Source organism: Serratia bockelmannii, from assembly GCF_008011855.1.
Classification (GTDB): Bacteria; Pseudomonadota; Gammaproteobacteria; order Enterobacterales; family Enterobacteriaceae; genus Serratia; species Serratia bockelmannii.
In genome coordinates this window covers 437,698-462,900 of sequence record NZ_VOUX01000003.1, presented here as the reverse complement: position 1 = coordinate 462,900, position 25,203 = coordinate 437,698, and the positions used below count along the sequence as shown (strand labels likewise).

The 25,203-nt window shown below is 61.1% G+C and carries 26 protein-coding genes and 1 pseudogene; 5 read left to right on the top strand and 22 right to left on the bottom strand.

Annotation, left to right across the window (positions count from 1 at the left end):
• Positions 1 to 252: 252 nt before the first annotated feature.
• Both FOT55_RS06715 and FOT55_RS06710 read left to right on the top strand, forming a co-directional pair.
• Positions 253 to 639: pseudogene (locus FOT55_RS06715) on the top strand (type II toxin-antitoxin system RelE/ParE family toxin).
• On the top strand, positions 632 to 976 hold the full coding sequence (locus tag FOT55_RS06710; RefSeq protein ID WP_025304117.1) for a helix-turn-helix domain-containing protein: 345 nt from the start codon (positions 632 to 634) through the stop codon (positions 974 to 976). Before FOT55_RS06715 ends, FOT55_RS06710 begins: the two are co-directional and overlap by 8 nt.
• 50 nt (positions 977 to 1,026) lie before the next feature.
• Here FOT55_RS06710 and recJ read toward each other — a convergent pair whose 3' ends face one another.
• The 3 genes from recJ to xerD are packed head-to-tail and all read right to left on the bottom strand — an operon-like array spanning position 1,027 to position 4,409.
• Positions 1,027 to 2,760, bottom strand: a complete 1,734-nt coding sequence (gene recJ / locus FOT55_RS06705; RefSeq protein WP_016929971.1) for a single-stranded-DNA-specific exonuclease RecJ — start codon at positions 2,758 to 2,760, stop codon at positions 1,027 to 1,029.
• Between the two features lie 6 nt (positions 2,761 to 2,766).
• Complete coding sequence (gene dsbC, locus FOT55_RS06700) at positions 2,767 to 3,483, bottom strand: bifunctional protein-disulfide isomerase/oxidoreductase DsbC (RefSeq protein WP_025304118.1); 717 nt, start codon at positions 3,481 to 3,483, stop codon at positions 2,767 to 2,769.
• Between the two features lie 26 nt (positions 3,484 to 3,509).
• A complete protein-coding gene (gene xerD, locus FOT55_RS06695; protein WP_147823307.1) occupies positions 3,510 to 4,409 on the bottom strand; it encodes a site-specific tyrosine recombinase XerD in 900 nt (299 codons plus the stop codon).
• Positions 4,410 to 4,515: 106 nt separating this feature from the next.
• Here xerD and fldB point away from each other — a divergent pair, with 106 nt between their 5' ends.
• Positions 4,516 to 5,034 carry a flavodoxin FldB gene (fldB, locus tag FOT55_RS06690; protein WP_147823261.1) on the top strand — a complete coding sequence of 173 codons (519 nt, stop codon included), beginning with the start codon at positions 4,516 to 4,518 and terminating at the stop codon, positions 5,032 to 5,034.
• A gap of 37 nt (positions 5,035 to 5,071) precedes the next feature.
• Here fldB and creD read toward each other — a convergent pair whose 3' ends face one another.
• The 5 genes from creD to sdhE form a co-directional block, all read right to left on the bottom strand.
• On the bottom strand, positions 5,072 to 6,436 hold the full coding sequence (creD, locus tag FOT55_RS06685; protein ID WP_147823260.1) for a cell envelope integrity protein CreD: 1,365 nt from the start codon (positions 6,434 to 6,436) through the stop codon (positions 5,072 to 5,074).
• A gap of 80 nt (positions 6,437 to 6,516) precedes the next feature.
• Positions 6,517 to 7,935, bottom strand: coding sequence for a two-component system sensor histidine kinase CreC (gene creC, locus FOT55_RS06680; RefSeq protein ID WP_147823259.1), 1,419 nt, complete (start codon positions 7,933 to 7,935; stop codon positions 6,517 to 6,519).
• Positions 7,932 to 8,627: a two-component system response regulator CreB gene (creB, locus tag FOT55_RS06675; RefSeq protein ID WP_025304122.1), complete on the bottom strand. Its 696-nt coding sequence runs from the start codon at positions 8,625 to 8,627 to the stop codon at positions 7,932 to 7,934. The genes creC and creB overlap by 4 nt, the downstream gene beginning before the upstream one ends.
• Entirely contained in the window at positions 8,627 to 9,049 is a 423-nt protein-coding gene (locus FOT55_RS06670; RefSeq protein ID WP_025304123.1) for a protein YgfX, read from the bottom strand. The genes creB and FOT55_RS06670 overlap by 1 nt, the downstream gene beginning before the upstream one ends.
• Positions 9,030 to 9,296, bottom strand: coding sequence for an FAD assembly factor SdhE (gene sdhE, locus FOT55_RS06665; RefSeq protein ID WP_004931679.1), 267 nt, complete (start codon positions 9,294 to 9,296; stop codon positions 9,030 to 9,032). The genes FOT55_RS06670 and sdhE overlap by 20 nt, the downstream gene beginning before the upstream one ends.
• A gap of 320 nt (positions 9,297 to 9,616) precedes the next feature.
• On the opposite strand from sdhE, the gene ygfZ reads away from it, so the two are divergent.
• Positions 9,617 to 10,609, top strand: coding sequence for a tRNA-modifying protein YgfZ (ygfZ, locus tag FOT55_RS06660; RefSeq protein ID WP_049208207.1), 993 nt, complete (start codon positions 9,617 to 9,619; stop codon positions 10,607 to 10,609).
• 38 nt (positions 10,610 to 10,647) lie between these two features.
• On the opposite strand, the gene FOT55_RS06655 is transcribed toward ygfZ, so the two are convergent.
• Together FOT55_RS06655 and trhA are read right to left on the bottom strand one after the other, a co-directional pair.
• A complete protein-coding gene (locus FOT55_RS06655) occupies positions 10,648 to 11,145 on the bottom strand; it encodes a DUF2165 family protein (RefSeq protein ID WP_025304125.1) in 498 nt (165 codons plus the stop codon).
• Positions 11,146 to 11,295: 150 nt separating this feature from the next.
• The gene (gene trhA / locus FOT55_RS06650; protein ID WP_033639467.1) at positions 11,296 to 11,970 is read right to left on the bottom strand and encodes a PAQR family membrane homeostasis protein TrhA; all 675 of its coding nucleotides are present in this window, start codon (positions 11,968 to 11,970) and stop codon (positions 11,296 to 11,298) included.
• A 183-nt stretch (positions 11,971 to 12,153) separates the two neighbouring features.
• Between trhA and FOT55_RS06645 the strand changes: the two genes are divergently transcribed.
• Positions 12,154 to 12,762: an HD domain-containing protein gene (locus FOT55_RS06645; protein ID WP_147823258.1), complete on the top strand. Its 609-nt coding sequence runs from the start codon at positions 12,154 to 12,156 to the stop codon at positions 12,760 to 12,762.
• Between the two features lie 39 nt (positions 12,763 to 12,801).
• Here FOT55_RS06645 and rbsK read toward each other — a convergent pair whose 3' ends face one another.
• From rbsK to FOT55_RS06585, 12 genes are all read right to left on the bottom strand, one after another.
• A complete protein-coding gene (rbsK, locus tag FOT55_RS06640) occupies positions 12,802 to 13,728 on the bottom strand; it encodes a ribokinase (RefSeq protein WP_147823257.1) in 927 nt (308 codons plus the stop codon).
• Entirely contained in the window at positions 13,725 to 14,633 is a 909-nt protein-coding gene (gene alsK / locus FOT55_RS06635) for an allose kinase (RefSeq protein WP_141998908.1), read from the bottom strand. The genes rbsK and alsK overlap by 4 nt, the downstream gene beginning before the upstream one ends.
• Before the next feature lie 10 nt (positions 14,634 to 14,643).
• A complete protein-coding gene (gene alsE / locus FOT55_RS06630) occupies positions 14,644 to 15,315 on the bottom strand; it encodes a D-allulose 6-phosphate 3-epimerase (RefSeq protein WP_033639463.1) in 672 nt (223 codons plus the stop codon).
• A gap of 31 nt (positions 15,316 to 15,346) precedes the next feature.
• Positions 15,347 to 16,381 carry an ABC transporter permease gene (locus FOT55_RS06625; RefSeq protein WP_147823256.1) on the bottom strand — a complete coding sequence of 345 codons (1,035 nt, stop codon included), beginning with the start codon at positions 16,379 to 16,381 and terminating at the stop codon, positions 15,347 to 15,349.
• A gap of 10 nt (positions 16,382 to 16,391) precedes the next feature.
• Positions 16,392 to 17,378, bottom strand: a complete 987-nt coding sequence (locus FOT55_RS06620) for an ABC transporter permease (protein WP_060434989.1) — start codon at positions 17,376 to 17,378, stop codon at positions 16,392 to 16,394.
• Entirely contained in the window at positions 17,371 to 18,888 is a 1,518-nt protein-coding gene (locus tag FOT55_RS06615) for a sugar ABC transporter ATP-binding protein (RefSeq protein WP_147823255.1), read from the bottom strand. Before FOT55_RS06615 ends, FOT55_RS06620 begins: the two co-directional genes overlap by 8 nt.
• A 2-nt stretch (positions 18,889 to 18,890) precedes the next feature.
• Positions 18,891 to 19,874: a substrate-binding domain-containing protein gene (locus FOT55_RS06610; RefSeq protein WP_141998910.1), complete on the bottom strand. Its 984-nt coding sequence runs from the start codon at positions 19,872 to 19,874 to the stop codon at positions 18,891 to 18,893.
• A 48-nt stretch (positions 19,875 to 19,922) separates the two neighbouring features.
• On the bottom strand, positions 19,923 to 20,741 hold the full coding sequence (locus FOT55_RS06605; RefSeq protein ID WP_147823254.1) for a DeoR/GlpR family DNA-binding transcription regulator: 819 nt from the start codon (positions 20,739 to 20,741) through the stop codon (positions 19,923 to 19,925).
• 311 nt (positions 20,742 to 21,052) lie between these two features.
• A complete protein-coding gene (locus FOT55_RS06600; protein ID WP_043142622.1) occupies positions 21,053 to 22,378 on the bottom strand; it encodes an MFS transporter in 1,326 nt (441 codons plus the stop codon).
• Positions 22,375 to 23,028 (bottom strand): DUF4286 family protein, encoded by a 654-nt coding sequence (locus tag FOT55_RS06595; protein ID WP_147823253.1) that lies wholly within the window; start codon positions 23,026 to 23,028, stop codon positions 22,375 to 22,377. Before FOT55_RS06595 ends, FOT55_RS06600 begins: the two co-directional genes overlap by 4 nt.
• A 49-nt stretch (positions 23,029 to 23,077) precedes the next feature.
• The gene (locus FOT55_RS06590) at positions 23,078 to 24,424 is read right to left on the bottom strand and encodes an amidase (RefSeq protein WP_147823252.1); all 1,347 of its coding nucleotides are present in this window, start codon (positions 24,422 to 24,424) and stop codon (positions 23,078 to 23,080) included.
• A complete protein-coding gene (locus tag FOT55_RS06585) occupies positions 24,424 to 25,137 on the bottom strand; it encodes a DUF2848 domain-containing protein (RefSeq protein WP_025304139.1) in 714 nt (237 codons plus the stop codon). The genes FOT55_RS06590 and FOT55_RS06585 overlap by 1 nt, the downstream gene beginning before the upstream one ends.
• Positions 25,138 to 25,203: the final 66 nt, after the last annotated feature.

Sequence of the window (25,203 nt, the reverse complement as noted above, 5' to 3'; positions counted from 1 at the left end):
CTTTTACGTTGATGTCGTCGATGGCGGAATGCCATTGGAACCGCTAATTCTAACGGATCCGGGCGGCAGTTTATAGCGAGTTGGTCAGTTTTTGTGGCGATCGGGCGACAAAGCGGGTGGCAGGAAGAGCAGGAATTTCACCAGCGTTTTATTACCGGTGCCCCTCACGCCGCTAAGCTGTTCAAGTATTGAGCAATGTGGTCATTGAGACTATAGTCGCTATGATGACTCACAGGGACAGGCGGTGCCAAAATGGACATTTTCGTCACGGATGATTTCGACAAATTTATGAAGAAAAATCGCATCGTCGATCAAAAGATTTGCACCGCGGCTCACGAACTCGCACACGGTAACCATGACGGCGATCTGGGCGGCGGCGTCTACAAGAAACGTATTTCGCTCAATCGGGGTAAACGGGGTGGCGCTCGATCCATCGTGGCGTTTAAACGCGGTCGTCATCAGTATTTTATTGATGGATGGCTGAAAAACACCGTAAAACAGAACGGTGCAAAAGAAATCAACGATGATGAATTGGCAACCTAGCGCGAGCTCGCCAGAGATTTTCTTGCCATGCCGCCGGAAATTATCAAACGAGCCATCGATAGCGGCTACTTGCGAGAGGTGAAATGCGATGACTGATAATCGCCTGCTCAGACTGCAAAAAATGGCACAGCGTTTTAATGAGATCGGTGCGGTGTCAGACGATACCGTACGCAACATCGCCACACGAGTACAGGCGCAGGAACAACATGCCCAGCGTGAGCAGCATGATCAAATGGACGGCGCACGCATCAAAATGCTGCGCAGACGGCTCGGCTTGAGCCAGGCCGATTTAGCGGCCGTGGTCAACATGTCGACCACCAGCGTACAAAAATGGGAACGTAACGCGGTAAAACCCCAGGGAGCCGCGCTCAGAATGCTGGAAATTATCGAACAGAAAGGGGTCGCCAGCCTGATCATCTCACCACGAAACTGATGAGCGTTCGTGCACCAGTCACTTACCGATGCACGAACGTCAATTTCGCCTCAGCGCGGCCAAAGATGCTGGATCAGCAGCTGCACGTTGCGGTTGCCGCGAAACTCGTTGACGTCGAGCTTGTAGGCCAGTTCCACCTCGCGCACGCTGCTGTCAGGCCACAGCGTGGTGTCCACGTTGAACGCGATGCCGTCGAGCAACGGGCCGCCGCCGAGCGGCTCCACCATCAGCTTCAGGTGTTTCTCGCCCACCAGCCGCTGCTGCAGGATGCGGAACTTGCCGTCGAAGGTCGGTTCCGGGAACGCCTGGCCCCACGGGCCGCCCTCGCGCAGCAGCTCCGCCGTTGTCAGCGACAGCTCCTGCATCGCCAGTTCGCCGTCGGACCAGATCACCCCTTCCAACATCGCCGGATCGAGCCATTCACCCACCAACTCGCCGAAACGCTGGCGGAACTCGTCGAATTTGGCCTCTTCCAGCGACAATCCGGCCGCCATCGCGTGGCCGCCGAACTTCATCATCAGCCCGGGGTTCAGCATATCCAGCCGCTCCAGCGCATCGCGCATGTGCAGGCCGGGCACCGAACGGCCGGAGCCTTTCAGTATGCCGTCGCCCGCCGGTGCGAACGCGATCACCGGGCGGTGGAAACGCTCTTTGATGCGCGAAGCGAGGATGCCCACCACGCCCTGGTGCCATTCCGGGTGATACATCGCCAGCCCGTAAGGCAGCTCGGTGCTGGTGCGCTCCAGCTGATCGCACAGCTGCAGGGCTTCCACCTGCATGCCTTGCTCTATCTCGCGTCGCGTCTGGTTCAGCGCATCGAGATCGTTGGCCAGCATACGCGCCTGCGCAATGTCGTCGCTCAGCAGCAGCGCCACGCCGATAGACATGTCGTCCAGCCGGCCGGCGGCATTGAGGCGCGGGCCGAGGGCGAAACCGAGATCGTTGGCCGCCAGTTGGCGGGCATCGCGATTAGCCACTTCAAGCAGCGCGCGGATGCCCGGTCGGCATTTGCCGGCGCGGATGCGGTTTAACCCCTGATACACCAGAATACGGTTGTTGGCATCCAGCGGCACCACGTCGGCCACGGTGCCGAGCGCCACCAGGTCCAGCAGCTCCGCCAGATTGGGCATCGCCAGCGCGCGCTGCTCGAACCAGCCGCTGTCCCGCAGGCGGGCGCGCAGCGCCAGCATCAGGTAGAACGCGACACCAACCCCCGCCAGCGATTTGGACGGGAAGGCGCAGCCGCGCAGGTTGGGGTTAACGATCGCTTCGGCCGCCGGCAGGGTCTCGCCCGGCAGGTGATGATCGGTCACCAGCACCTGCATGCCCTTGGCGTGCGCCACGTCGACGCCGGCGTGGGAGGAGATGCCGTTATCGACGGTGACAATGAGTTCTGCGCCGCGTGCCGCCGCCTGCTCCACCACTTCGGGGCTCAGGCCATAACCGTCTTCGAAACGGTTAGGCACCAGATAATCGACGGCTGCGCCGCCCATGCTGCGCAGCGCCAGCACCGTCAGCGCGGTGCTGGTGGCACCGTCGGCGTCGAAATCGCCCACCACCATGATACGGCGACCGTCGGCCAGCGCCTGTTGCAGCAGGCCGACGGCGTCGTCGATGCCGTCCAGCTGTTGCCAGGGCAGCATGCCCTTGACGCCGCGTTCCAGCTCTTGCTCAGCCTGCACGCCGCGCAGGGCGTAAAGCCGACGCAGCAGCGGCGGCAAACTGGCGGGCAAATGCGTGTCGTCCGCCGCCGGGCGGCGGCGTAGTTGCGTTTTAATACTCACCGGCGATTAACCACCGGCTTTGGTGGCGGCCTGGTGCGCATCCAGCATGGCGGCCATCTCTTTCGGCCCCTGATAGCCCGGGATCATCATGCCGTTTTCCAGAATGATGGCCGGCGTGCCCTGAATGCCGAACTGCACGCCCAGCTCGTAATGCTTGCTGATGTCGGTTTTGCAGGTCGCCGGAGAAACGGCATCACCCTTCATGGCGGCGTCGAACGCCTTGGCCTTGTCGGCGGTGCACCAGATCGACTGCATGTCTTTTTCAGCCTGGGAAGCCAGCCCCTGGCGCGGGAATGCCAGGTAACGCACGGTAATGCCCAGATCGTTGTACTCTTTCATCTGCTGATGCAGTTTGTGACAGTAACCGCAGGTGATGTCGGTGAACACGGTGATCACGTGTTTCTCTTTCGGCGCTTTGTAAACGATCATCTGATCTTTCAGCGCGTCCATCTTGGTGCCCAGCAGTTGGTTGGTCACGTTGACCGGCTCTTTGCCGCTGACGTCGAACAGCGGGCCCTGCAGGATGTGCTTGCCGTCTTCGGAGGCGTACAGCACGCCGCTGTCGGTCAGCACGGTTTTCAGGCCGTTGACCGGCGAAGGCTGCACGTCCGCCTGCTGAATGCCCAGGCTGGCGAGCGCTTTTTTGATCGCCGCGTCATCGGCATGGGCGGCGCCGGCCACCGAAGCCACCAGCAGAGAGAGCAGCATTAAACCTTTTTTCATTGTTCCAATCCTTTCGAACCCGCCGCTCAGGCGCGCGGGTGATGCTGTTGATGTAGCTGTTTCAGTCGTTCGGTCGCTACATGTGTATAAATTTGCGTGGTCGAGAGATCGCTGTGCCCTAACAACATCTGTACGACACGGAGATCGGCCCCATGGTTCAGCAAATGGGTGGCGAACGCGTGCCGCAACACGTGCGGCGACAGACGCTCGCTGTCGATGCCCGCAAGGATGGCATAGTGTTTGATGCGATGCCAGAACGTCTGTCGGGTCATTTGCTGGCAACGATTGCTGGGGAACAGCACATCCAGCGTCTGGCCGTTGACCAGCCACGGGCGGCCGTGTTCCAGATAGTTTTCTATCCAGTAGACCGCCTCTTCACCCAGCGGCACCAGCCGCTCCTTGTTGCCCTTGCCGATCACCCGCACCACGCCCTGGCGCAGGCTGACGTCGCTGATGCTCAGCCCCACCAGTTCGGAAACCCGCAGCCCGGTGGCGTACAACACTTCGAGCATCGCCTTGTCGCGCAGCTCCAGCGGTTGATCGACGCAGGGCGCCTGCAGCAGCGCATCGACCTGCGCCTCGCTCAGATCCTTAGGCAAACGCTGCGGCAGCTTGGGAGACGCCAGTTGCGCGGTGGGATCGTCGGCGCGCAGCTTCTCGCGGTACAGGTACTGAAACAGGCGGCGCATGGCGCTCAGCAAGCGCGCGGAGCTGGTAGCCTTGTAGCCGCCGTCCACCCGCTCGGCGAGAAACGCCTGCAGATCCAACGCCTGCGCCTGCAGCAAGGCGGTATTTTGCTGGCCAAGCCAGGTGCCCAGGGCCTGCAAATCCAGCCGGTAGGAGGCCAGCGTATTTTCCGCCAGATTGCGCTCAAGCCACAGCGCATCCAGGAATTGTTCAATCAGCGCATTGTCTTGCTGTTGCACGCGGTCCTCTCTTTGTTGCATTTCCACCCGCGCCATTATGCCTTAAGCCGACGCAAATCAGGTATACTCGCTGCAATTCTCTAAACAGCAACGTAACGGTTTACACATGAAGATTGGTCTGTTTTACGGCTCCAGCACCTGCTACACCGAGATGGCGGCAGAAAAAATCCGTGAGATTCTGGGTGAAGACCTGGTCGACCTGCACAACCTGAAAGACGTCTCGCCCAAGCTGATGGAGGACTATTCCATTCTGATCCTCGGCATCCCGACCTGGGATTTCGGCGAACTGCAGGAAGACTGGGAAGCGATCTGGCCGCAGCTGCAAGAGCTGGATCTGAAAGGCAAGATCGTCGCCATGTACGGCATGGGCGATCAGCTCGGTTACGGTGAGTGGTTCCTTGACGCGCTGGGCATGCTGCACGATCAGATCGCGCCGCTGGGCGTGCAGTTCATCGGCTTCTGGCCAACCGAGGGCTTCGAGTTCACCAGCCCCAAACCGCTGAGTGCCGACGGCAAACACTTTGTCGGCCTGGCGCTCGATGAGGTCAACCAATACGATCTGAGCGAAGAGCGCCTGCAGCAATGGTGCGAACAGATCCTGTTGGAAATGGAACCGCTGCTGTAGCCGCTCTCGGGCGCTGAACGCGCCCGATTTCCCTCGCTTATTTCCACAGACGGAAGCGTGGCTCCTCTTCCCCGGCCGGCGTTTCCTTGGTCAAACGCGCCGGATCGGCCACCTGGTACCAGTCCAGCTTGCGCGTCAACAGCATAATGCCCGCCAGAATGGCAAACAGTAGCCCGGCCCCCAGCACCAACGCATTATCCTCCGACTGCAACAGCAAATAGAGCACGCCGTACAACAGCAATAGGCTCGCAGCGAACAGCGCACCGCGCAGCTTGCCGCGCAGTACGGCGCTCAGATAGAAGCCGATCAGTCCGCTGCAGGCGATGCTGGCCGCCAGGTAAGCGAAAGCGAATCCCAGGTGTTCGGAGAAGGCCAGCAGAATCAGGTAGAACAACACCAGCGCCGCGCCGACCAGCAGGTACTGAATCGGGTGCACCCGCAGCCCGGTCAGGGTTTCGAACAGGAAAAACGCCATAAACGTCAGCCCGATAAACAGCAGCGCGTATTTGACCGCGCGCTCGGTCAGCTGATAGTGATCGACCGGTTCGACCAGGCTGGCGCTGAAGGCCGGCAGCTTGTCCTCGTCGATAATAGCATCGTCGTAATAGAACGCACTGTTGATGTTGTTGGCAAACCAGGTGCTGCGCCAGCGAGCGCTAAACCCCTGCTCCGTTACCTTGCGTTCGTCCGGCAGGAAGTTGCCGAGGAAATTCGGATGCGGCCAGTTGCTTTGCAGCTGCAGCTCGCTGCTGCGCCCCAACGGCACCAGCGACAGGCTGCTGGTGCCCGCCAACGTCAGGGTGAAGTCGGCGTTCAGCCCCTCTTTTTGTTGCAGCATCGCCAGCGTCAGCGGGGCGTGGATCCCCTGGCGCAACGATCCCACGCCGGTGCCCGGCTCAAACGCCACCGGCTGCGGCAATCCCAGCGGGGAAATGCGCTTGATGCCGCGAGAGTCGCTCAGCGCCACCAGCAGGAACGGCTGGCCGACGGTCACGTTGGCACGTTGCAAATCCGTCAGCTCCGGCTGGCCGAAACGCACCTTGAAGCTCAGCGGCCCCTGGTAAACCTGCGTTTGATAAATACCCAGTTTGCGCACCTCTACTTTCGGCGCCCCCTGCACCTGAAGCGACTCAGGCAGCAAATAGCGGTAATGCTGTACCCGCTGCACTACCGTTTGTCCTTTCTCGTCTTTCTTCTCTTCACGTTCGACATAGGGAATGACAATCAACGGGCCGAGCACGCGCTGCGCCCCGCTGGTGCTTTCGCTCACCTGCCCGACCACGCTTTGCCGATAGCCGCTGCGTTCGTCGATCACGCTCATCAGTTGGGCGATGGGGATCAACATCACCACCATCAATCCCAGCAGCGTGGTTATTTTCCAGAAAAGTACCGATTTCATCATGCTCGCTCCTCGTAGGTTATGAGGCCACGATAAAATCCGCAGGTGAAATCAGAATGTGGTTATGTGAAGGGAAGGTGAAGTCACAGCGATAACATAAACGTCGCTTCCACCCCGTGCGGCCGGCGGTTGCACAGGTGAATGCCACCATGATGCAGACGGGCGACCTCCTGCACGAAGTTCAGTCCCAGCCCGCTGCTTTTCGGCCGTTCGGCGCGCGGCAGCGAATAAAAACGCTCGAACACCTTATCGAGCGCATAGTCCGGAATGCCGCTGCCGTCATCGCAAACGCTGATGCAGTAATGCTGTTCCCGCCGTTCGCCTCGCACGCTGACGCAACCGCCCGGCGGGGTAAAGTCGATCGCATTGTCCAGCAGGTTGGTCAGCGCCTGGCTGATTAGCAACGCATCGCCGTTCAGCGTCACCTCCGCCAACGCCTCCAGTTGCAATCTGACGCCGCGTTGCGTCGCCTGCGCCTCTTTGCCCGCCATCGTCTGGCTGACCAGCGCCGCGATCGCAATCGGCGCGGTTTCCATGTCTGGCCGACTCTCCAGCCGCGCCTGCACCAGCAGTTTGTCCACCAGCTGTTGGATGCGTGCGCTTTGCTGCTCGATATTGGTGAGAAAACGCCGGGCGGTCTCCGGCGGTGGCAGCTCCTGCAACAGCTCCGCCGCGCCCCTGATCGCCGCCAGTGGGCTTTTCAGCTCATGCGTCAGGGTATGTGCATACTGTTCGATATAAGCTTTGCCTTCCAGCTTCAGCCGCATGCTCTCCAACGCCTGCGCCAGCTGCGTCAATTCCCGCCCGCCCACTTTGGGCAGCGGCGCGTTTTCCCCTTGCGCCACCCCGTCGGCATAACGCACCAGCCGGCCTATCGAACGGTTGATCCACCAGACGAATACCGCGCCGATCAGCAACGCAATCCCCAGCAGCAACGCGCCGGCCCATAGAATGCGCCGTTCGCTGCGTTTGATCACCGGCGCCATGGTGCTGTTGGGTTTGCCCACGGTGAGCACGCCGATAATACGCCCTTGCTCTATCACCGGCGCGGCCACATACATCACCGAACTGTTTTCATCTTCTGGATCACTACGGGTGCTGCGGGCGCCGTACTGGCCGCGCAGCGTCCGATAAACGTCATTCCAGCGCGAGTAGTCTTGCCCCTGCGCGCGGCCGGCAGAATCGAAAATGACCCGGCCCTGGGCATCGGTCAGATAGACGTGGTATTCACTGCGATCCTTGCGGATGCCGGAGATATTGGCGCCGATCGGCCGCTGGTTCAGCTGCGTGAACGCCTGCGCCAGTTGGCCATGCGCCGCATCGCCGCGCTGCATGTCCTGACGGGCGATTTGCGCCAACAGGTTGGCGGTGTCCACCAGCGTGCCTTCGGTAGCGCGCCGCACGCCGGGCTTCACTTCCTGGACGAAAATGCTCAGCACGAAGTACCCGGCCACCGCCACGATCAGAAAATATCCCAGCAGCAGGCGCAGGCCAATTTTCATGGCTGGCGGCTCACGCTGTAGCCCAATCCGCGGTGGGTGTGGATGGGCGGCTCACCGGGCTCAACCGCACGCAGCTTGGCGCGCAGCGTTTTGATGTGGGTATCGACGGTGCGATCCAGGCTTTCTTCCGCTTGCGCCCAAACGCTTTCCATCAGTTGCTGCCGCGAGAACACCCGTCCAGGCGCCAACAACAGCGTCTTCAGCAGCAGGTATTCGTAACGGGTCAGCGGCAGCGGCCGCTGATGGTAGGAGATGGTGGCCGCGTCTTCGTCGAGCGTGAAAGCGCCGAAATGGTAGCGCGCGCTCTGTTGCAGGCGCTGCTGCTTATGCAGGCGGCGCAAAATGGTGCGCACCCGGGCGCTGACCTCGCGAGGGGAGAACGGCTTGGCGACATAGTCGTCGGCGCCGATCTCCAGCCCGATCAGGCGATCCACTTCATCACTGCGGGCGGTAAGAAACAGAATCGGCAGGTCAGCCGCCTGAGCCAGCAGGCGGCGACACAATTCAAAACCGTTGATATCCGGCAAACCGACATCGAGGATAGCAAGCGCGGGCGCGCCTTGCGCCAGCGCCTGCAACGCCGGTTCCGCACGTTCGAACCAGCGTACTTCGAAGCCTTCGCTCTCCAGCGTGTAAACCAGCGTATCGGCAATGCTGGGTTCATCCTCCACCAACCAGAGCACGGGTTTCATCAGGGTTCCTCGCCGTTACCCGCCGGCGGATACAGCAACAGCTGCCGCAGGTGGCGCCACTCCTCTTTGCTCATGCAGTCGGAAGCCAGCCACAGCCGGCGGCGCTTTTTGCCTTCCATCGGCTGCAGCGTCAGCAGCAGGCCGTAGCCCGGCATCCAGGGCTTTTTCGCCAGCCGCCATTCTCGGCCGTGCCAGCTGAAACGCCGGTCCGCCAGCAGCCGCAGCTCGCCCTGCACTGCGGCGATGCGCTTCTGGCTACGAATGCACTGAAACACCACCAGCGTCAGCAGCACCAGCCAAAGCGGGCCATAACCTTCCGGCCAGGGCGAAATCAGGATCAGCAAGATCAGAACGCCATGAGTCAACAGGGAAAAAAGCTGGGTGCGCCAGGAAATGCGGATATCACATCGCCACTGGGCCACGGTCTTTATTTCGCGTTTGGATCAGGGTCACCATTCTCTGCAGCTCGCCGTCCTGCGGCGCGCCATGATTCATCAGCCAGTTGAACAGATCGGGATCGTCACACTCCAGCAGGCGGATAAACAGCGCCTTGTCCGCGTCATTCAGGCTGTCGTATTCGTATTCGAAGAACGGCATGATGGAGATGTCCAGCTCGCGCATGCCACGACGGCAAGCCCAGTGAATACGTGCTTTGTTGTTAATATCCATGTTGTTATGACTCACCTCTTTTCAGCGCGGCAGCGCCAGCGCAGGGTTCAAATGACACACTGTATGGCAACGCCGTCGCAATATAATTCCATCAGCCGGGGATCTGTCTGCAAGGGTGCCCTGGCCGCAAGCCTATAGAGTAACAATTTGACATACACGCCGGGAAGGCGCTTTGCTGCGGAAAACGTAATAAAGCGCAAAATGCCAAAAAAAGCGCCCCCCGGTCCCACGGCGCGAATAACAGTTTGCAAAGCCCGCCGCCTCTTTTACCATGGGTTCAATACCCTTCAGGTAAGCTAAACGTTGAGCAGGAACTTACTATGGCGCATAACATTCCATTCCCACCCCGTCAGCCCTCCGCTTCCACCCATCTCCCCCTGACGCTGATCTCGCTGGAAGATTGGGCGCTGGTGACGTTGAACGGGCCGGACACAGTGAAATATCTTCAGGGCCAGGTGACGGCGGACATCGACGCGCTGGCGGCCGATCAGCACGTGCTGTGCGCCCACTGTGACGCCAAGGGCAAAATGTGGAGCAACCTGCGTCTGTTCCACCGTGGCGAAGGCTTCGCCTATCTGGAACGCCGCAGCGTGCTGGACAGCCAGCTGGCTGAAATCAAAAAATACGCGGTGTTCTCCAAAGTCACTATCGCCGCCGATAATGACGCGGTGTTGCTGGGCGTCGCCGGTTTCCAGGCGCGCGCCGCGCTGACGGGCCTGTTCGCCACGTTGCCGGACGCCGAGCACCCGGTGGTGCAGGACGGCGAGACCACGATTCTGCACTTCGCTACGCCGGCGGAACGTTTTCTGCTGGTGACCCGCCCCGCCGTGGCCGAACAGCTGATCGGCAAGCTGCATGACCAGGCAGAGCTGAATGACAGCAGCCAATGGCTGGCGCTGGAGATCGAAGCCGGTTATCCGGTTATCGACGCTGCCAACAGCGCACAGCTGATCCCGCAGGCTACCAACCTGCAGGCGCTGGAAGGCATCAGCTTCAGCAAGGGCTGCTATACCGGTCAGGAGATGGTGGCGCGCGCCAAATTCCGCGGTGCCAACAAGCGGGCGCTCTACTGGCTGGAAGGTAAAGCGGCCCGCGCCCCGCAGGCGGCGGAAGATCTGGAGCTCCAACTGGGTGAAAACTGGCGCCGCACCGGCACCGTATTGGCGTCGAGCCAACTGGCCGACGGCACGCTGTGGGTACAGGTGGTGATGAACAACGATTTGGATGCCGACAGCCAGCTGCGGGTGCGCGACGATGCCGCCAGCCAACTGGCGATCAAACCGTTGCCCTACTCGCTGGCCGAAGAGAAATAATCCGTCGGCCGCAGGCGCCCTGCCTGCGGCCATCTTCATTACTCGTCCAATTCCCCGTCGCGCTGCACCAGATAAATCAGCACCAGAATGATGGTGACGAAGAAGCGAAACGCATCCGGCACGCCGTTCCACTGCTTCGACATCCACATGCCAAACCACTCGCCCCCAATCGACATAAAGCCGACCTGCCAGGTGAGAAAGCCCAGCGTCAGCCCCACTACCGCCAGCTTTTTCCGACCGTTAAAGGCGTGCGCAGGCAGTTTCAGGCCGCCCAACAAACGCAGGCCGCCGATCCAGCACAGCAGCGCGGTCAGGCTTTCCAGCGCGATGATGAAAATATAACCGGCGTGATGCAGCCACGGCGTCTGTATCGAGCGGTATCCGATGGTGGCGTCGGGGAAAATCGTGTCCATCATAAAGACGTGGCGCACGAAGGCGAAGTTGGAACCGTAGTCGGTGATGTTGCCGAAGGCGACCAGCGAAGCGAACAAGGCGATAGCGCAGACCAGCAGCGCTTTGGATAAGCGAACGATCATCTTGGTGAGTCCTGAACAGAGGTTAAAGAAACGGTATGCGGGCTCAGAAATGAAGGAACGGGCTTGCTGGATACCCGAAAGAAGCAAGCGCCTCTTTTTTAAAACAAAAGAGGCGCCAGTTCAATACGCATTCAGACGTAGCGGGAACGCTTAGACGTAGAGGTAGATCGCCATGAAATGGCAGGCGCTGCCGCCGAGCACGAAGGCGTGCCAGATGGCGTGGCCAAAGCGAATGCGCTTGGAGGCGTAGAAAATCACGCCCAGGGTATAGACCACCCCGCCGATCGCCAGCAGCGTGACGCCGCCGGCCTCCAGCCGCGTAACCAACTGATAAATTACGATCAGCGACAGCCAGCCCATCGTCAGGTAGGTCACCAGCGACAGGGCTTCAAAACGGTGGGCGAAGGCCAGCTTGAACAGCACGCCGAGCAGCGCCAATCCCCAGATTACCGCCATCAGGCCCTTCGCCAGCGGCGAATCCAGCCCCACGAGTAAAAACGGGGTATAAGTGCCGGCAATCAGGAGATAAATGGCGCAGTGGTCAAATTTTTTCAGCCAATGCTTGGCCTTCTGATGCGGGATCGCATGGTAGAGCGTGGAAGCGAGAAACAGCAGGATCATGCTACCGCCGTACAGGCTGTAACTGGTGATGGCCGTCGCATCGGCGCCGGTATTCACCGCCTGCACCAACAGCAACACCAGGCCGACGATGCCGAACACCAGCCCGATGCCGTGGCTGATGCTGTTGGCGATCTCTTCCGCCCACGGATAAGCCGCGGCGACAATCTTATTGCTCCCGGCTTTCACTACGTCCGTTTTCCCCATAACGCGCAACCCCTCAAAATGCCCTGCTTTGTTCGAAATTAACGCAAAGCAGCTTAACTGAGAATAATTCCAGTGTACACGTGTACGCTAAAATAAAAATGTGAACGCGTGTAACCATCGAAATCCCCCGCCCGGTGGTCTACAATCGTCAGGCTTCAACCCACCCACCTTGAGGTTTACACCATGTCATCCGCTGTACCCGCGTTAGATTTCGGCTCAATGACCCAAGTCATCCAATTCCTGATGGAAATCGATAAGTTGAAAGGTGTTCAACGCCGCACCAAAGTGCTGGGCACCCAGCGCCAGGAAAACTCCGCCGAACACAGTTGGCACTTCGCCATCGCCGCCATGAGCCTGGCGCCCTACGCCGGTGATGACGTAGACATTCAGCGCGTGATCCAGATGGCGCTGCTGCATGACATCGTAGAAATCGACGCCGGCGACGTGCTGGTCTACGATCTGGCGGCCCGCGCAGCGATCCACGATCAGGAAGTGGCGGCGGCACGTCGTCTGTTCGGCATGTTGCCGGAGGCTCAGCGCGAGTATTTCACCGCTTTATGGCAGGAGTATGAAGATGGCGAAAGCGCCGATGCACGCTTCGCTCTGCTGCTGGATCGCACCATGCCGATGCTGATGAACCTGCACAATGAAGGCCAGAGCTGGGTGGAAAACAACATCAGCCTGGAGCAGGTGCTGGCGCGCAATGCATCGATCGCCGACGTACACCCCGAGCTGTGGCACCATATGGAGCAACACCTGCGGGATGCGCAGCGCAAAGGCTGGTTGAAGTAAGGGACCGGGCTGCCGCTTCTTGGCCGCAGCCCGTCTTCGTCAAGCGAACGCCTGCTGGCGTTCCAACGCCTCCTCATAGCTCGGCATCGATCCCGCCGCCCCGGCCCGTTCCACGCAGACCGATGCGTAGGCGGCGGCAAAGCGCACCGCATCGGCTAACGGCACCTGATTTGCCAGCTGCGCCGCCAGGGCGCCGTTAAACGCATCGCCCGCGCCGGTGGTGTCTTTCGGCTGCGCCGGAAACGCCGGGATCAGCTCGCTGTTTTCCCCGTCCGAGAACAACGCCCCCTGCGTGCCCAACGTCACGATCAGCAAACGAATGCCCTTAGCGTGCAACACCTGCGCCGCCTGGCGCGCCGAAGCCACATCGCGCACCGGCACGCCGGTCAGCAACGTGCACTCGGTGGCGTTGGGCGTCAGCAGATCGACCTGAGCCAACAGGCTGTCCGGCACCGGCTGAAACGGCGCCGGATTGAGTATGATGAACGTTTGCGCTTCGCGGGCGATGGCGATCACCTGCTCAATCGCCGGCAGGTTGTTCTCCAACTGGGTCAACAGAATATCCGCCGCGGCGATCGCCGGGCGGCACTGGTGCACCTCGTCTTCGCTGACCGTCAGGTTGGCGCCGGGATCGACGGCGATCATATTCTCCGCCTCCTCGCCGGCAACATAGATAAGCGCATTGCCGGTCGGGCAATCGCCGGTCGAAAACAGCGTCACCGCATCGAAACCGGCGGCGGCGAGGTGGCGCCGGGCGAAGGTGCCGAAGTCGTCGCGCCCCACCTTGCCGATATAATGCACCCGCGCCCCGGCGCGCAGCGCGGCGGTGGCCTGGTTGGCACCCTTACCGCCCGCGCCCATCATGCTGTTGCGGGCGATCAGCGATTCACCGGGCTGCGGAAAGCGCGCCATGCCGGCGACGATATCTAGGTTGAACGAACCGAACACGCAGACTTTGCCTTTCATTGCGGGTACTCCCTGCTCAATTGGAGGTGGCGCCGGGCGGCCAGGCAGGCGCCTTTGCAGCCGGTTTCATCGGTCAGGCGGCTGACGGAGATCGCCAGCCCCTGCGCCGGCTGCGGCCCGCGTAAATGGCGGCGGATCTCTTGCTCAAGGTGCGCCAACGGGAAACCGCTCATGGCGATCACGCCGCCGCCCAGGATCAGCCGCTGGGGATCGAGCACGTTCATTTCGATGGCGATGGTCTGCGCCAATCGTTCGACGAAGCGCCGCAGATCCGGATGATCGCCGTGGCGCTCAAACAGCCGGTCGAACGGCGTTTGTGCCGCGTTGGCGCGCGCCCAGCCGGTCAGCCAATGGCCGGAAGTCAGGCTCTCGACGCAGCCCCGTTTACCGCACGGGCACTCGCCCTGATGGCCGGGCCAGGGAATGTGACCCAGCTCGCCGGCGGCGCCGTGCGCCCCGTGATAAAAGTCGCCGTTCAGCCACAGGCTGTTGCCCATGCCGGTGCCCAGATACAGCCCCACCGCCACCTGCGGCAGCGCCGGCAGCTGCTGCAAATCCCACCACAGCAGATGGTTGACGTCCTTGTCCATTCGCACCGGCAACGCCAACAAATCGGCCAACAGCACCGCCACCGGCTGGGCGTCCAGCGCCGGAATAAACGGCAGCGACAGCACCCGCGAGCGATCGCGACTGAGGATCCCCGGCAGCCCCAGCATCACCTGCGCCACCTGACGATCCTCGCAATGCCCGGCGATCAGGCGGCCCAACGCCGCCAGCGGATCGGCCTGCTGCGCCCAGTCGGCGGTCGCTATCTTGCGGTACCCGCTGAACTCGCCGTCATCATTCATCAACAACAGGCGGGTATTGGTGCCGCCGACGTCAACGCCAAGAAAATGCCGCATCATGTCCCCCGCCTCAGGCCGCCTGCCGCATTTGATCCAGCATTTTTTCCCATGCCGTCTCCAGATCCGGATCGAGGTTGAACAACCCGGAGCTGCCGACGATCAACACCTCCGCGCCGGCGCCCATCAGATCGCGGTAGGTCCGCTGATTGCAGGATCCGTCGATCTCGATCAGATAGCGCAGATTTTGCTGGCGTTTCAGATCGCGCAACTGGCGGATCTTTTCCAGCATTTCGGGAATGAACGGTTGCCCGGCATAGCCCGGATCGACGGTCATCACGGTGACCTTGTCCAGCAGGTGAAGGTAGTGGCGGATAAACTCCACCGGCGTGGCCGGGTTCAGCACCACCCCCACTTTTTTGCCCAGCGCGCGGATTTGATTGATCACCCGAAACGCGTCGCGGTTGATGGTTTCGGCGTGCGGGCAGATAAAATCCGCCCCGGCGCGGGCGATCGGGTCGATGAAATCGGTCGGGTTCTCCACCATCAAATGCACATCCAGCAACAACGAGGTGTGCGGGCGGATCTGTTCGATAAAGAACGGCGACAGCGTGATGTTTTTAACGTAGTGCCCGTCCATGATGTCGATATGCAGCATATCGGCGCGGCGATTCAGCACCGCCAATTGCTGGCGGATATCCATCAGGTTCATGCACATCAGTGAAGGTGAAATCTGGTATTTCATTAGCGTTATCCTGCGCAAAAGGGAAAAGGGATCAGTGGCCCGCCGCGGTTCTGGCCTGGGCCGCGCTGCGGCGCATCGCCCGCCGCTGCCGATAGCGATGCCGGAAAAACTTCATCGCCAGCACCGCGATCAGCACCGCGCCCCACATCGCCAGACTGAAATGCGGGCTGACGTTCATCAGGTTCAAACCGGTCGCGATCACCTGCAGCACGATCAGCGCCAATACCACGCCGCTGACCCGACCAAAACCGCCGAATGGATCGGTGCCACCCAGAATGATCGCCAGCACCGTCAGCAGCAGGTAAGAGTCGCCGTAGCCCATGCGCGCCGAGTTGAAGCGCGCCATCATCACCAGCCCGGCAATGACGCACAGCAGGCTGGAGAGGGTGTAAATGGCGATCAGTACTCGATGGGTATTCACGCCGCTGAAGTGGGTAGCGTTGATGTTGCTGCCGCTCATGTAGATGCATTTGCCGAGCCGGGTTTTCTGCAAGAACAGCGCCAGCAACGCGGCGACCGCCAGGAAGATCCACAGCGGTACCGGCACGCCCAGCACGCTCTCAGCGCCGATAAACCGCACGATATCCGGCATGCCGCTCAGGGCCGCGCCGCGCGTCAGGTAGATGCCGATGCCGTTGACCGTGGTCATGGTCGCCAGCGTCACCAGAATCGGATGCGCGCCGACGTACGCCACCAATGCGCCGGTCGCCGCGCCGATAAGCCCGGCCAGCAGCATCGCCGCCACCAGCGCCAACACCAGCCACACCGTCTGCAATCCCAGCCCGGCGTCCGCCGGCAGATAGCTGATGAACAGCCAGGCCATCAGCAGGCTGGTCAGGTTGGCGCTGGCGATAATGCACAGGTTCAGGCCGCCGCTGAGGATCGGGATGAACATCGCCAGGGTCAGCAGGCCCAGCTCCGGCAGCTGGAACGCCACGCTGGTGAAGGTGGCGCCGCTGAAGAAGCGCCCCGGCATCAGCATGCTGAAGGCCAGCACCACCGCCAGCAACAGCGCCAACAGGCCGACGGCGGTACCGTCTGGACGAAATTTCAGGTAGTTGCCCATCAGGTGCTCCTCAGGCGAAACCGACGTCGGTTTCTTTGCGCTTCTTGTAGTGAGTGACGGTGATCGCCGCGACGATCACCAGACCGATCACCACGTTCATGAAGTAGCTGGACACGCCGATCAGGTTGAGGCCGTTTTTCAGCACGCCGATCAGGAATACGCCCATCAGCGTGCCGATCACGCTGCCCTTGCCGCCGTTGAGGCTGGCGCCACCCAGCACCGCCGCCGCCAGTACATCGAGCTCACCGCCCACCAGCGCATTGGGCACCACCTCCCCCATGCGGTACACCTGTACCAGGCCGCCGATCGCCGCCATCGCGCCCAGATAGCCATAGGCGAACAGATGCAGCAGGCCGACGCGGATGCCGATGCGCCGCGCCGATTCCGCATCGCCACCGACGGCAAACAGCTGGCGCCCGAGGTGCGTTTTGTTCAACAGCAGCCAGGTCAGCAGCGCCACCGCCAGCATCACCAGCGTCGGCAAACCGAGCTGATAGCTCTGCTCACCCACTTGGAACGGCAGCACGCTGCGCGGCAACGTCCACCAGTCCGGCAAGGCGTACACACTGCGGCCGTTGGTCAGCCACATCAGCATGCCGAACAAGAACGCCTGCATGCTGATGGTGACGATGATCGAGACGATACGCAGGCAGTAGATCAGCAGCGCGTTGACCATGCCCAGCGTGGCGCCGATCGCCAACGCCAGCAGAATGCTGCCCGCCGGGCTGGCCAGGCCGTAATGCGTCGCCAGCGTGGCGATCAGGTACTGCACCACCGAGGCGACTGCGGCGAAGGAGATATCGATGCCGCCGGTCACCAGCACCACGAACAGGCCGAGGGCGAAAATGCCGCTCACCGCGTAGCTTTCACTAAGATCGAGCAGGTTCTGCACCGTCAAAAACCGATCGCTGAGCAGCGAAAAGACGATGACCGTCAGCAGCAGTACCCAGGCCAGATAGCCTTCGTTGCCGCGCGGTTTCAGACTGAATCTACGCATTGACCGCCTCCGCCAGCTGCTGCTGGCCCACCTGCCCCGGCAGGTATTCACCGATCACGCTGCCGCCGCTGAAGTGCAACACCCGATCGCAGTTGTAATACACCTCCGGCACTTCATCGGAGATCAGCAGAATGGCGATCCCTTCCTGCGCCAGCAGATGGATCAGTTGGTAGATGCTGGCCTTGGCGCCAACGTCGACGCCAACGGTTGGCGAGTCGAGGATCAGGATCCGCGGCTGGGTCAGCACCCACTTGGCCAGCACGATCTTTTGCTGATTGCCGCCGGACAGCGTCGAAACCGCCTGCTCCGGATCCGCCACCCGCACGCCGAGTTTGGCGATCCACTCTGCGACGATGCGATTCTTGCGGTAGTCGTCGATCAGGCGAAAACGCCCGCGCAGCTTATCGAGAATGGTCAGCACCGCGTTGTCCGCCACCGACTGTTGTTGCACCAGCCCCAGCGTCAGGCGATCCTCCGAGACGTAGCCGATGCCGGCCTTGATGGCGTCCTCATGGCCGCGAAAGCGCACCGGTTTGCTGTCGAGATAAAGCTTGCCGCTGTCCGGGCGGGTCATGCCGAACAGGCTCAGCGCCAGCTCGGTGCGCCCGGAGCCGAGCAATCCGCACAGCCCGAGCACCTCGCCCTGATGCAGCCGGAAGCTCACGTCCTGATACTGCCCGGCGCGGCTGAGACGATCCGCCTCCAGCATCACCCGATCCTTATTCATGCTCGGTGACTTCAGGCGATAATCCAGCTTCAAGCCGGTCATCAGCTCGGTCAGGCGATCGCCGGTGACCGCCGCCGCCGGCCAGGTGCCGATCTTGTTGCCGTCGCGGATCACCGTGACGCGATCCGAGATCTCCAGCACCTCGTCCAGCCGGTGGCTGACGAACACCACGCAGATGCCTTTCGCTTTCAAGTAATTCACCGTACGCAGCAGCTGATTGACCTCGGTGCGGGTCAGCGAGGCGGTCGGCTCATCCATGATCACCAGCCGCGCTTCCGCCACCAGCGCGCGGCAGATCGCCACCTGCTGGCGTTGGGCAATCGGCAGCTCCGCCACCCGTTTGTCGAGATCCAGATTAAAACTCAGCTCCTGCAGCAGGCCCTCGGCGGTACGCCGCAGCCGCGCCGGCCGGTGCCACCTCAACAGCCCGCGCAGGTTGTGCTCGAAGGCGATGTTTTCCGCCACCGTCAGGTTGGGAAACAGCGACAGATCCTGATAGATCACCTGAATGCCGAAGGCGCGCGCCTGATCCGGCGACAGCCGGCCGAAGGTTTGCCCATCGAGGGTAATGCGGCTGCCGTCATCCGGTTGATACACGCCGGCGATCGCCTTGATCAGCGTGCTCTTGCCGCAGCCGTTGGTGCCGGCCAGGCAGTGCACCTCCCCCGGCATCAGCGCCAGTGAGATATCGTTCAGCGCTCGCTGCCCGCCAAAAGTCATCGACAGCTGTTGCAGCGCGATCAGCGGTGCGCCCTGCGTTGCCGTATTGCCGGAAATCGCCATGATTACAGCCCCATTTTCACCAGCTTCGGCAGGTTTTGCTTATCCAGGCTTTCGGTGGCGTTGCCGAGAATGGTGTGCTGCTGCGCATCCACCTGCACCTTGCCCATGCCTTCGATGGTCATGCCATCGGTGATTTTTTCTCCCTTGTGCATCATGTCGGCGATGCGCACGAACACTTCGCCGGCCACCATCGGATTCCAGATATAGCCGCCCTTGATGGCACCGCGATTGACCAGCGAAGCGCCCTGTCCTGGGCTGAACGGCCCGATAACGCAGATATCGTTGCTTTTGCCGCGGTTGAGCACCGCGCGCCCGGCGCCGATCGGCCCCTGCGAACCGAATGCCAGCACGCCTTTCAGATCGGGATATTTGGCCATCAGATCGTTGGTGGTACGCACACTGTCATCCAGCGATTCCCCCACGCCAAACTTGTCGCCCACCAGCTGCATGTTCGGGTAGTGCTGCTTCTGGTAGTTGATCGCCGAGTCAGACCAGGTGATGTGCAGCGGCACCGTCAGGCTGCCGACGTACACCGCGTACTTGCCCTGCTCTTTCATGCAGGCGGCCAGCGCTTTCATGTGGTTGACGCCGTGCTGCGAGGCGTCCACCAGCTCAAAGTCCCAATCGGCGTACTTTTGGCCGGGAGATTCATGCACGATCACCTTGATGCCCGCTTCCTGCGCGCGCTTGAGCACCGGCTCCAGCACCCGGGCGTCGTTCGGCACCACCCCGATGATGTCCACCTTCTGCGCGATCAGATCTTCGATGGCGCGCACCTGCAGCGCCGGGTCCGCCGCCGTCGGCCCGACCATCCAGGCATCGATGCCGCGTTTGGCACCCTCGCTTTTGATGCCGGCCTCCATGGCGTTGAACCACGGAATGCCGCCGATCTTCACCACCACGCCCATTTTCAGCTTGTCCGCCGCCTGCGCGGAGACCGAAAGCAGCAGCGAGGCAAACAGACCGACCAGTACGGATTTTTTCATTGTTCTCTCTCCACAAGTGTTGGCTGTAATAAAGGGTTTTCGTTGTTGTTATCGCGCCGCCCTTTTCGCGGCGGGTGAAACTTCAATCACGTCGACGTTGTTCCAGGCCAGTTCCTGACGAAATTCGTCGTCGCTGAGCCTGTCGGTGATCAGGGTGTCTATTTCCCGGTAGTGGCAGATGCGCGCGAACGAGCGGCGGCCGAACTTGTTGCTGTCCACCAACAGGAACTTGCGTTCCGACGCCAGCAGCATCTGCTGCTTCAACCGCGCATGGTGCTCGTTGCTCTCGCGGATACCGCCGTCCTGGCAGATGCCGTGGCAGGAGAAGAACAGCTTGTTGATCACGAACTCCTTCAACATCTGCTCCGCCAGCACGCCGATAAAATCCTCGTACTTGGCGGAATACTCGCCCCCCAGTCCGATGGTGCGCACGTTGGCCTTGCAGGCCAGCGTCTGGATGATGTGCAGCGAGTTGGTCAGCACCACCAGTGAAATATCCGGCAGCTGGCGCGCCAAAAACCAACTGGTTGAGCTGCTGTCCAGCAGCAGGCAATCCCCCGGCGAGATAAACTCCAGCGCGCGTTTGGCGATACGCGTTTTCTGCTCCGGCGCCTCGTTGCTGCGCTGGCGGAAAGATTCCCCCTGGTCTATCTCGGCGGGCACATAGGTTTTCTCCACCGCCGGTGGCTCGACGAACACCGCGCCGCCGTGGCTGCGCAGCAGCAGGCCGCGCCGTTCAAGCAGGGCCAGATCACGCCGCGCCGTCTCGATAGAGATCTGGCACAGCTGCGCCACCTCCTGCACCATCACGCGGCCGCGCTGGCTCAAGACTTCGGTAATAAAGCGATGACGTTCTACAGGCAGCATGTTTCTTTTCTCCTCCACGACGATGATTACGATATCGATTTGCCGCGCCGCGTTTTGCGCGCAGACGCAAAGCGCATCGCCCCGCGGTCGGTCAACGATCGCGCTGTGATAGTTGTCAAAAAAATCGGGAAGGAAATGAAATGAATAATTACGAAAGTGTGGAGTAACAGACAGTTATGATGCGCGGGCGCCTGAGGCAGACAGGAGAGAAACGGTAAACGGTCACAATTCCACGTTCCGCAGCATGACCGTTAATGACCGTTTGTGTGGTTTTGACCGAGCGCCGGCCCCAAAGTAGCCCGGCGTTCTATTTACAGCGGCTTATGCGCCGTTTCCCGCGCCGCCCATACCGCCCAAAGTGTGATAAGCAGAGCCAACGCAACATAGGCGGAAATCGCCAGCGTGCTGTCGTAAGATTTAAACAGAGAAGTGATGATCAGCGGGGCAAAGCCGCCACCGATAATCCCCGCCAAGGTATAGGCTAACGAAGAGCCGGCATAACGCACCCGTGTCGGGAACTGTTCCGTGATGAATGCCGCCTGTGGCCCATACATCGCCGCATGGATCAACAGCCCAATCACCACAGCCATGCAGATCAACACCGGTTGACTGCTGTCGAGCAGGACGAAGAACGCAAACGCCCACACTATCGCTGCCAATGCACCGCCGATATACACCGGACGACGGCCGAAGCGATCCGACAACGCGCCAAACAGCGGTACTGCGACGGCGTTGCCTATCGCCCCCAGCATGGTGGCACCCAGCGCCAGCGGGCGCGGCAGATTCAGCACGGTGGTGACGTAGGTCAACGTGAACACGACCACCAACGCATAGAGCACGTCAGAGCCGATACGCGATCCGCCGGCGATCAGCAGCGGACGCATGTGCTGCGTGAAGACTTCGCGCACCGGCGACTGCGTAACATCTTTCGACGCCTCCAGTTGCAAAAATGCCGGCGTCTCACCCACACCCCGGCGCAGCCACAAACCGAAGATGACCAGCACCAGACTCAGCAGGAACGGAATCCGCCAGCCCCATTGCTGAAAATCGTCCGCCGACATCGCCAACGTCACCAGCGTAATGAGGCCTGTGCCGATCAACGAACCGCAGGACGGCCCTACCTGAGCAAAGGACGCGTTGCGCCCGCGCTGATGCGGCTTACCGTGTTCCATCGACAACAGTACCGCACCCGCCCATTCTCCGCCCAGCGCAATGCCCTGAATAAAGCGCAGCGTCACCAGCAGCAGTGGGCTCCAAATCCCCCAGCTGGCGTAGCCGGGCAGCAACCCCATCAACGCCGTGGTCACGCCCATGATCACCAGCGTGGTGACCAGTACAAAGCGCCGTCCCAACACATCGCCAAGGTGGCCGAATAAGATGCCACCGATCGGCCGGGAAACATAGCCCACCGCGTAAGTGGAGAAAGCCAGAATCGTGCCCACCAGTGGATCGAACGATGGGAAGAATACATGGTTGAAAATCAACGCGGCCATGATGTTGTAGACGGTGAAATCGTACCATTCCAGCGCCGTACCGATCGAGCTGGCCGCCGCAAGTTTGCCGGTATTGGGCGTTGCGGCGGCACTTTCTGCGGCCGGTGCGGCAACCTGTGCCGTTTCAGTGGTGTATGCATTCATGATGTCAGCTCCTGTGCAGTCAGTTGCCAGCCAAGGGCATAATGCCAGGCATCGGCGGCGGGCATGTTCAGCGCTTCAGCGACCTGCTCGCTTAAACGCAGGCCGGCTTCGGCGTCGCTGCTTTCGATCAATAGCATCGGCAACATTCGGCGGTTTTCTCGCGATTCTTTCGGCAGCGGGGAACTGAGTTCGGCATCCGGCGTCAACAGGCTGCTGCGCACGAATCCAGGCTGTTCAGCCAGCTGCGCGCCCAGTTGCAAGATGCGGGCATGCAGCGCTTCCGATGCCGCCGAAGGCAGCACGAAGATACAGAGATGACTGCCGCACCCTTGGCCAGTGACCGCCTCCACCGCACACACTCTGCGCATTGGATCTCGCATTTTCTCCAGGCTCGCCACCGACCATGGCGTTTGGTGTTGAAACGCGGCGCGATAGGCTTCGGAGGTAAAACTGGCCAACGATTCGGTTTTATACAACCCCAAATATTGACGCCCCCCCTGCAATGCCCGATAGCGTGTGCCGGATAAAAAGCCGGGCACCCGCACTCGCTCCTCCACATGTTCGCGGTCATACCAGCGATTGAAATCCGCATCATCCTGCGTGGCGACATCCGTCGCGACAAACAGCATTCCGTTCTGGGAATCGTTCATGAATATTCTCCTGGTCATCTCAAAAGGCAGGCCTGCGCCCACCGGAAAATCACGCGTCGGCGAGGCAGCGCTCGATCGCCAGCGCCCACCCCAACAACGCCTCATCACGCATCGGCAACCCAGCCAGCATCAGTCCGACCGGCGCCTCCCCTGGCTGTTGGCAAGGCAAGGACAACGCGCAACCGTCGAGGAAATTGATGATCGCGGGATTGCGCAGCATCAGTCCGTTGCAATGGAAGTAGGCATCATCCGCCGCCAGCTCGCCGATAGTTGGCGCAATCAGCGGCACGGTCGGCATCAGCAAAGCGTCAAAACTCTGCAGCGCCGCCGTAACTCGCCGCTGCCAGTCGGCACGTTGTCGCTGCAACAGCTGCAGCTCAGCATCGCCCAAGGATGCACCGCGGCGAATGCGCGACAGCACCCTTGGGTCATAGCCATCGGCCCGTTCAGCGATCAACGCTTGATGCCAGCGCCAGGACTCCAGCGCGGTGAAACCTCCATCGGCATTGATCGCCGCCAGCTCGGCGAACGCCGTGGCGGGGATCAATTCAATACGTGCGCCTGCCTGACTCAGGCATTGCAGGCTGCGCTGGAACGCCCCGGCAACTTCCGGCTGCAGTTCATCCAGCACCACCGCTTGCGGCACGGCAAAATGCGCCTGCGCCAACGTTTTTTGCGGCACCCGCAGCGGACAGTCGGCAATCAGTGCATCCAGCGCAATACAGCTGGCGACGTCATGAGCGATCACGCCGATCGAATCCAGCGAAGGCGACAGCGGCAGTAAGCCAGCGTCATTGATGCGCCGTGCAGTGGGTTTATAACCGGTCAACCCGCACAGCGCGGCGGGAATGCGTACCGACCCGCCGGTATCGCTGCCAATCGCGCCCAGGCACATGCCGTCGGCCACCGCCACCGCCGCACCGGAAGAGGAGCCGCCGGGAATGCGCGCCGCCTGGCGCTCCCAAGGATTGGCCGGCGTCCCGTAATGCGGATTGATGCCCAAACCGGAATAGGCGAACTCCGTCATCGTCGTTTTGCCAACCACCACCGCGCCGGCTTGCAACAGCCGTTCCACTACCGCAGCGTGTTTTTCAGCGGCTGGCGCGTCCGCTAATACGCGCGAACCGGCCGTGGTCACCTCACCGGCCACGTCAAACAGATCCTTGACCGAGATCGGCACGCCATCCAGCGCCGACAGAGGCGAGCCGGCGGCGCGTCGCCGATCGGAGGCCTGCGCTTGCCGTTGCGCCCACTCGGTGTATGTTCGCGTAAACGCGCGCCCCCCCTCTCCCCGCTCATCGACGATCTGCGCCAAAGCGGCGGTGGTGAGTTGCACTGCGGTGAACTCACCGCTAGCCAGCCCGGCGGTGGCCTGCATCAAAGTCAGCTTTTTCATTACGCCACCACCGGCAGTTCGATGCTGCGGTAGCGATGACTGATGGTTCGCCCGAGCACGTCGTCCACCAGTTCCATGCGAAACTCGCCAGCCGGTCGAATGCCGCCGATCGCCGCCACCGTGCCGCAAGTCATCGCCAACCCGTCGGGCGTTTGCGGCTGCGCCAGCCCGCACTCCGGCGGCTGCATACCGGTGAAGTAACGTTCCAGCAAATCACCGGGCGTACGCAACGCGGCAAGGCAGCCCTGTTGATACAATCGCCATTCGCCCTCTTCCCTGATCCACGAACGCAAGATCAAACTGTCCCAATGTTCCAACACCTCCTGGAGCGGCCAGGCGGCTCGCGCCACCGGTTTAACGCAAATCTGTTTCGACAGCGCCACGCTGTGCGCTTCGAGTTGACGATCGGTGTGATCGGACGCCAATGACACGAACAGTTCGCCGCGGTGGGCAAAAATCAGCGGTTCCACTTCGCCGGACGTCGCGTTGCCAATGACTTCAATGGTCTCTTGCTGGCTCAACTGATTGGCGGCAACGCGGTAAAACAGGGGGATTGCACTGGGCTGGGGCACGCCCAGCTCGGCCAATTCACGAATATGGTGCAAGATCGCCTCGCGATCGCGTCCGGTCCAACCGGCGATCACCAGATGATCAATCTCAACATTCAACGTCGCCGCGCCGCAGGATTCAGGTAAAGTGAAGGTCAGTCTCATGGCAGTTTCGCCCCTTTTGTTAAAACACTGTGAAATTTCACTATATCTTTAGTTACCAAATAAGCG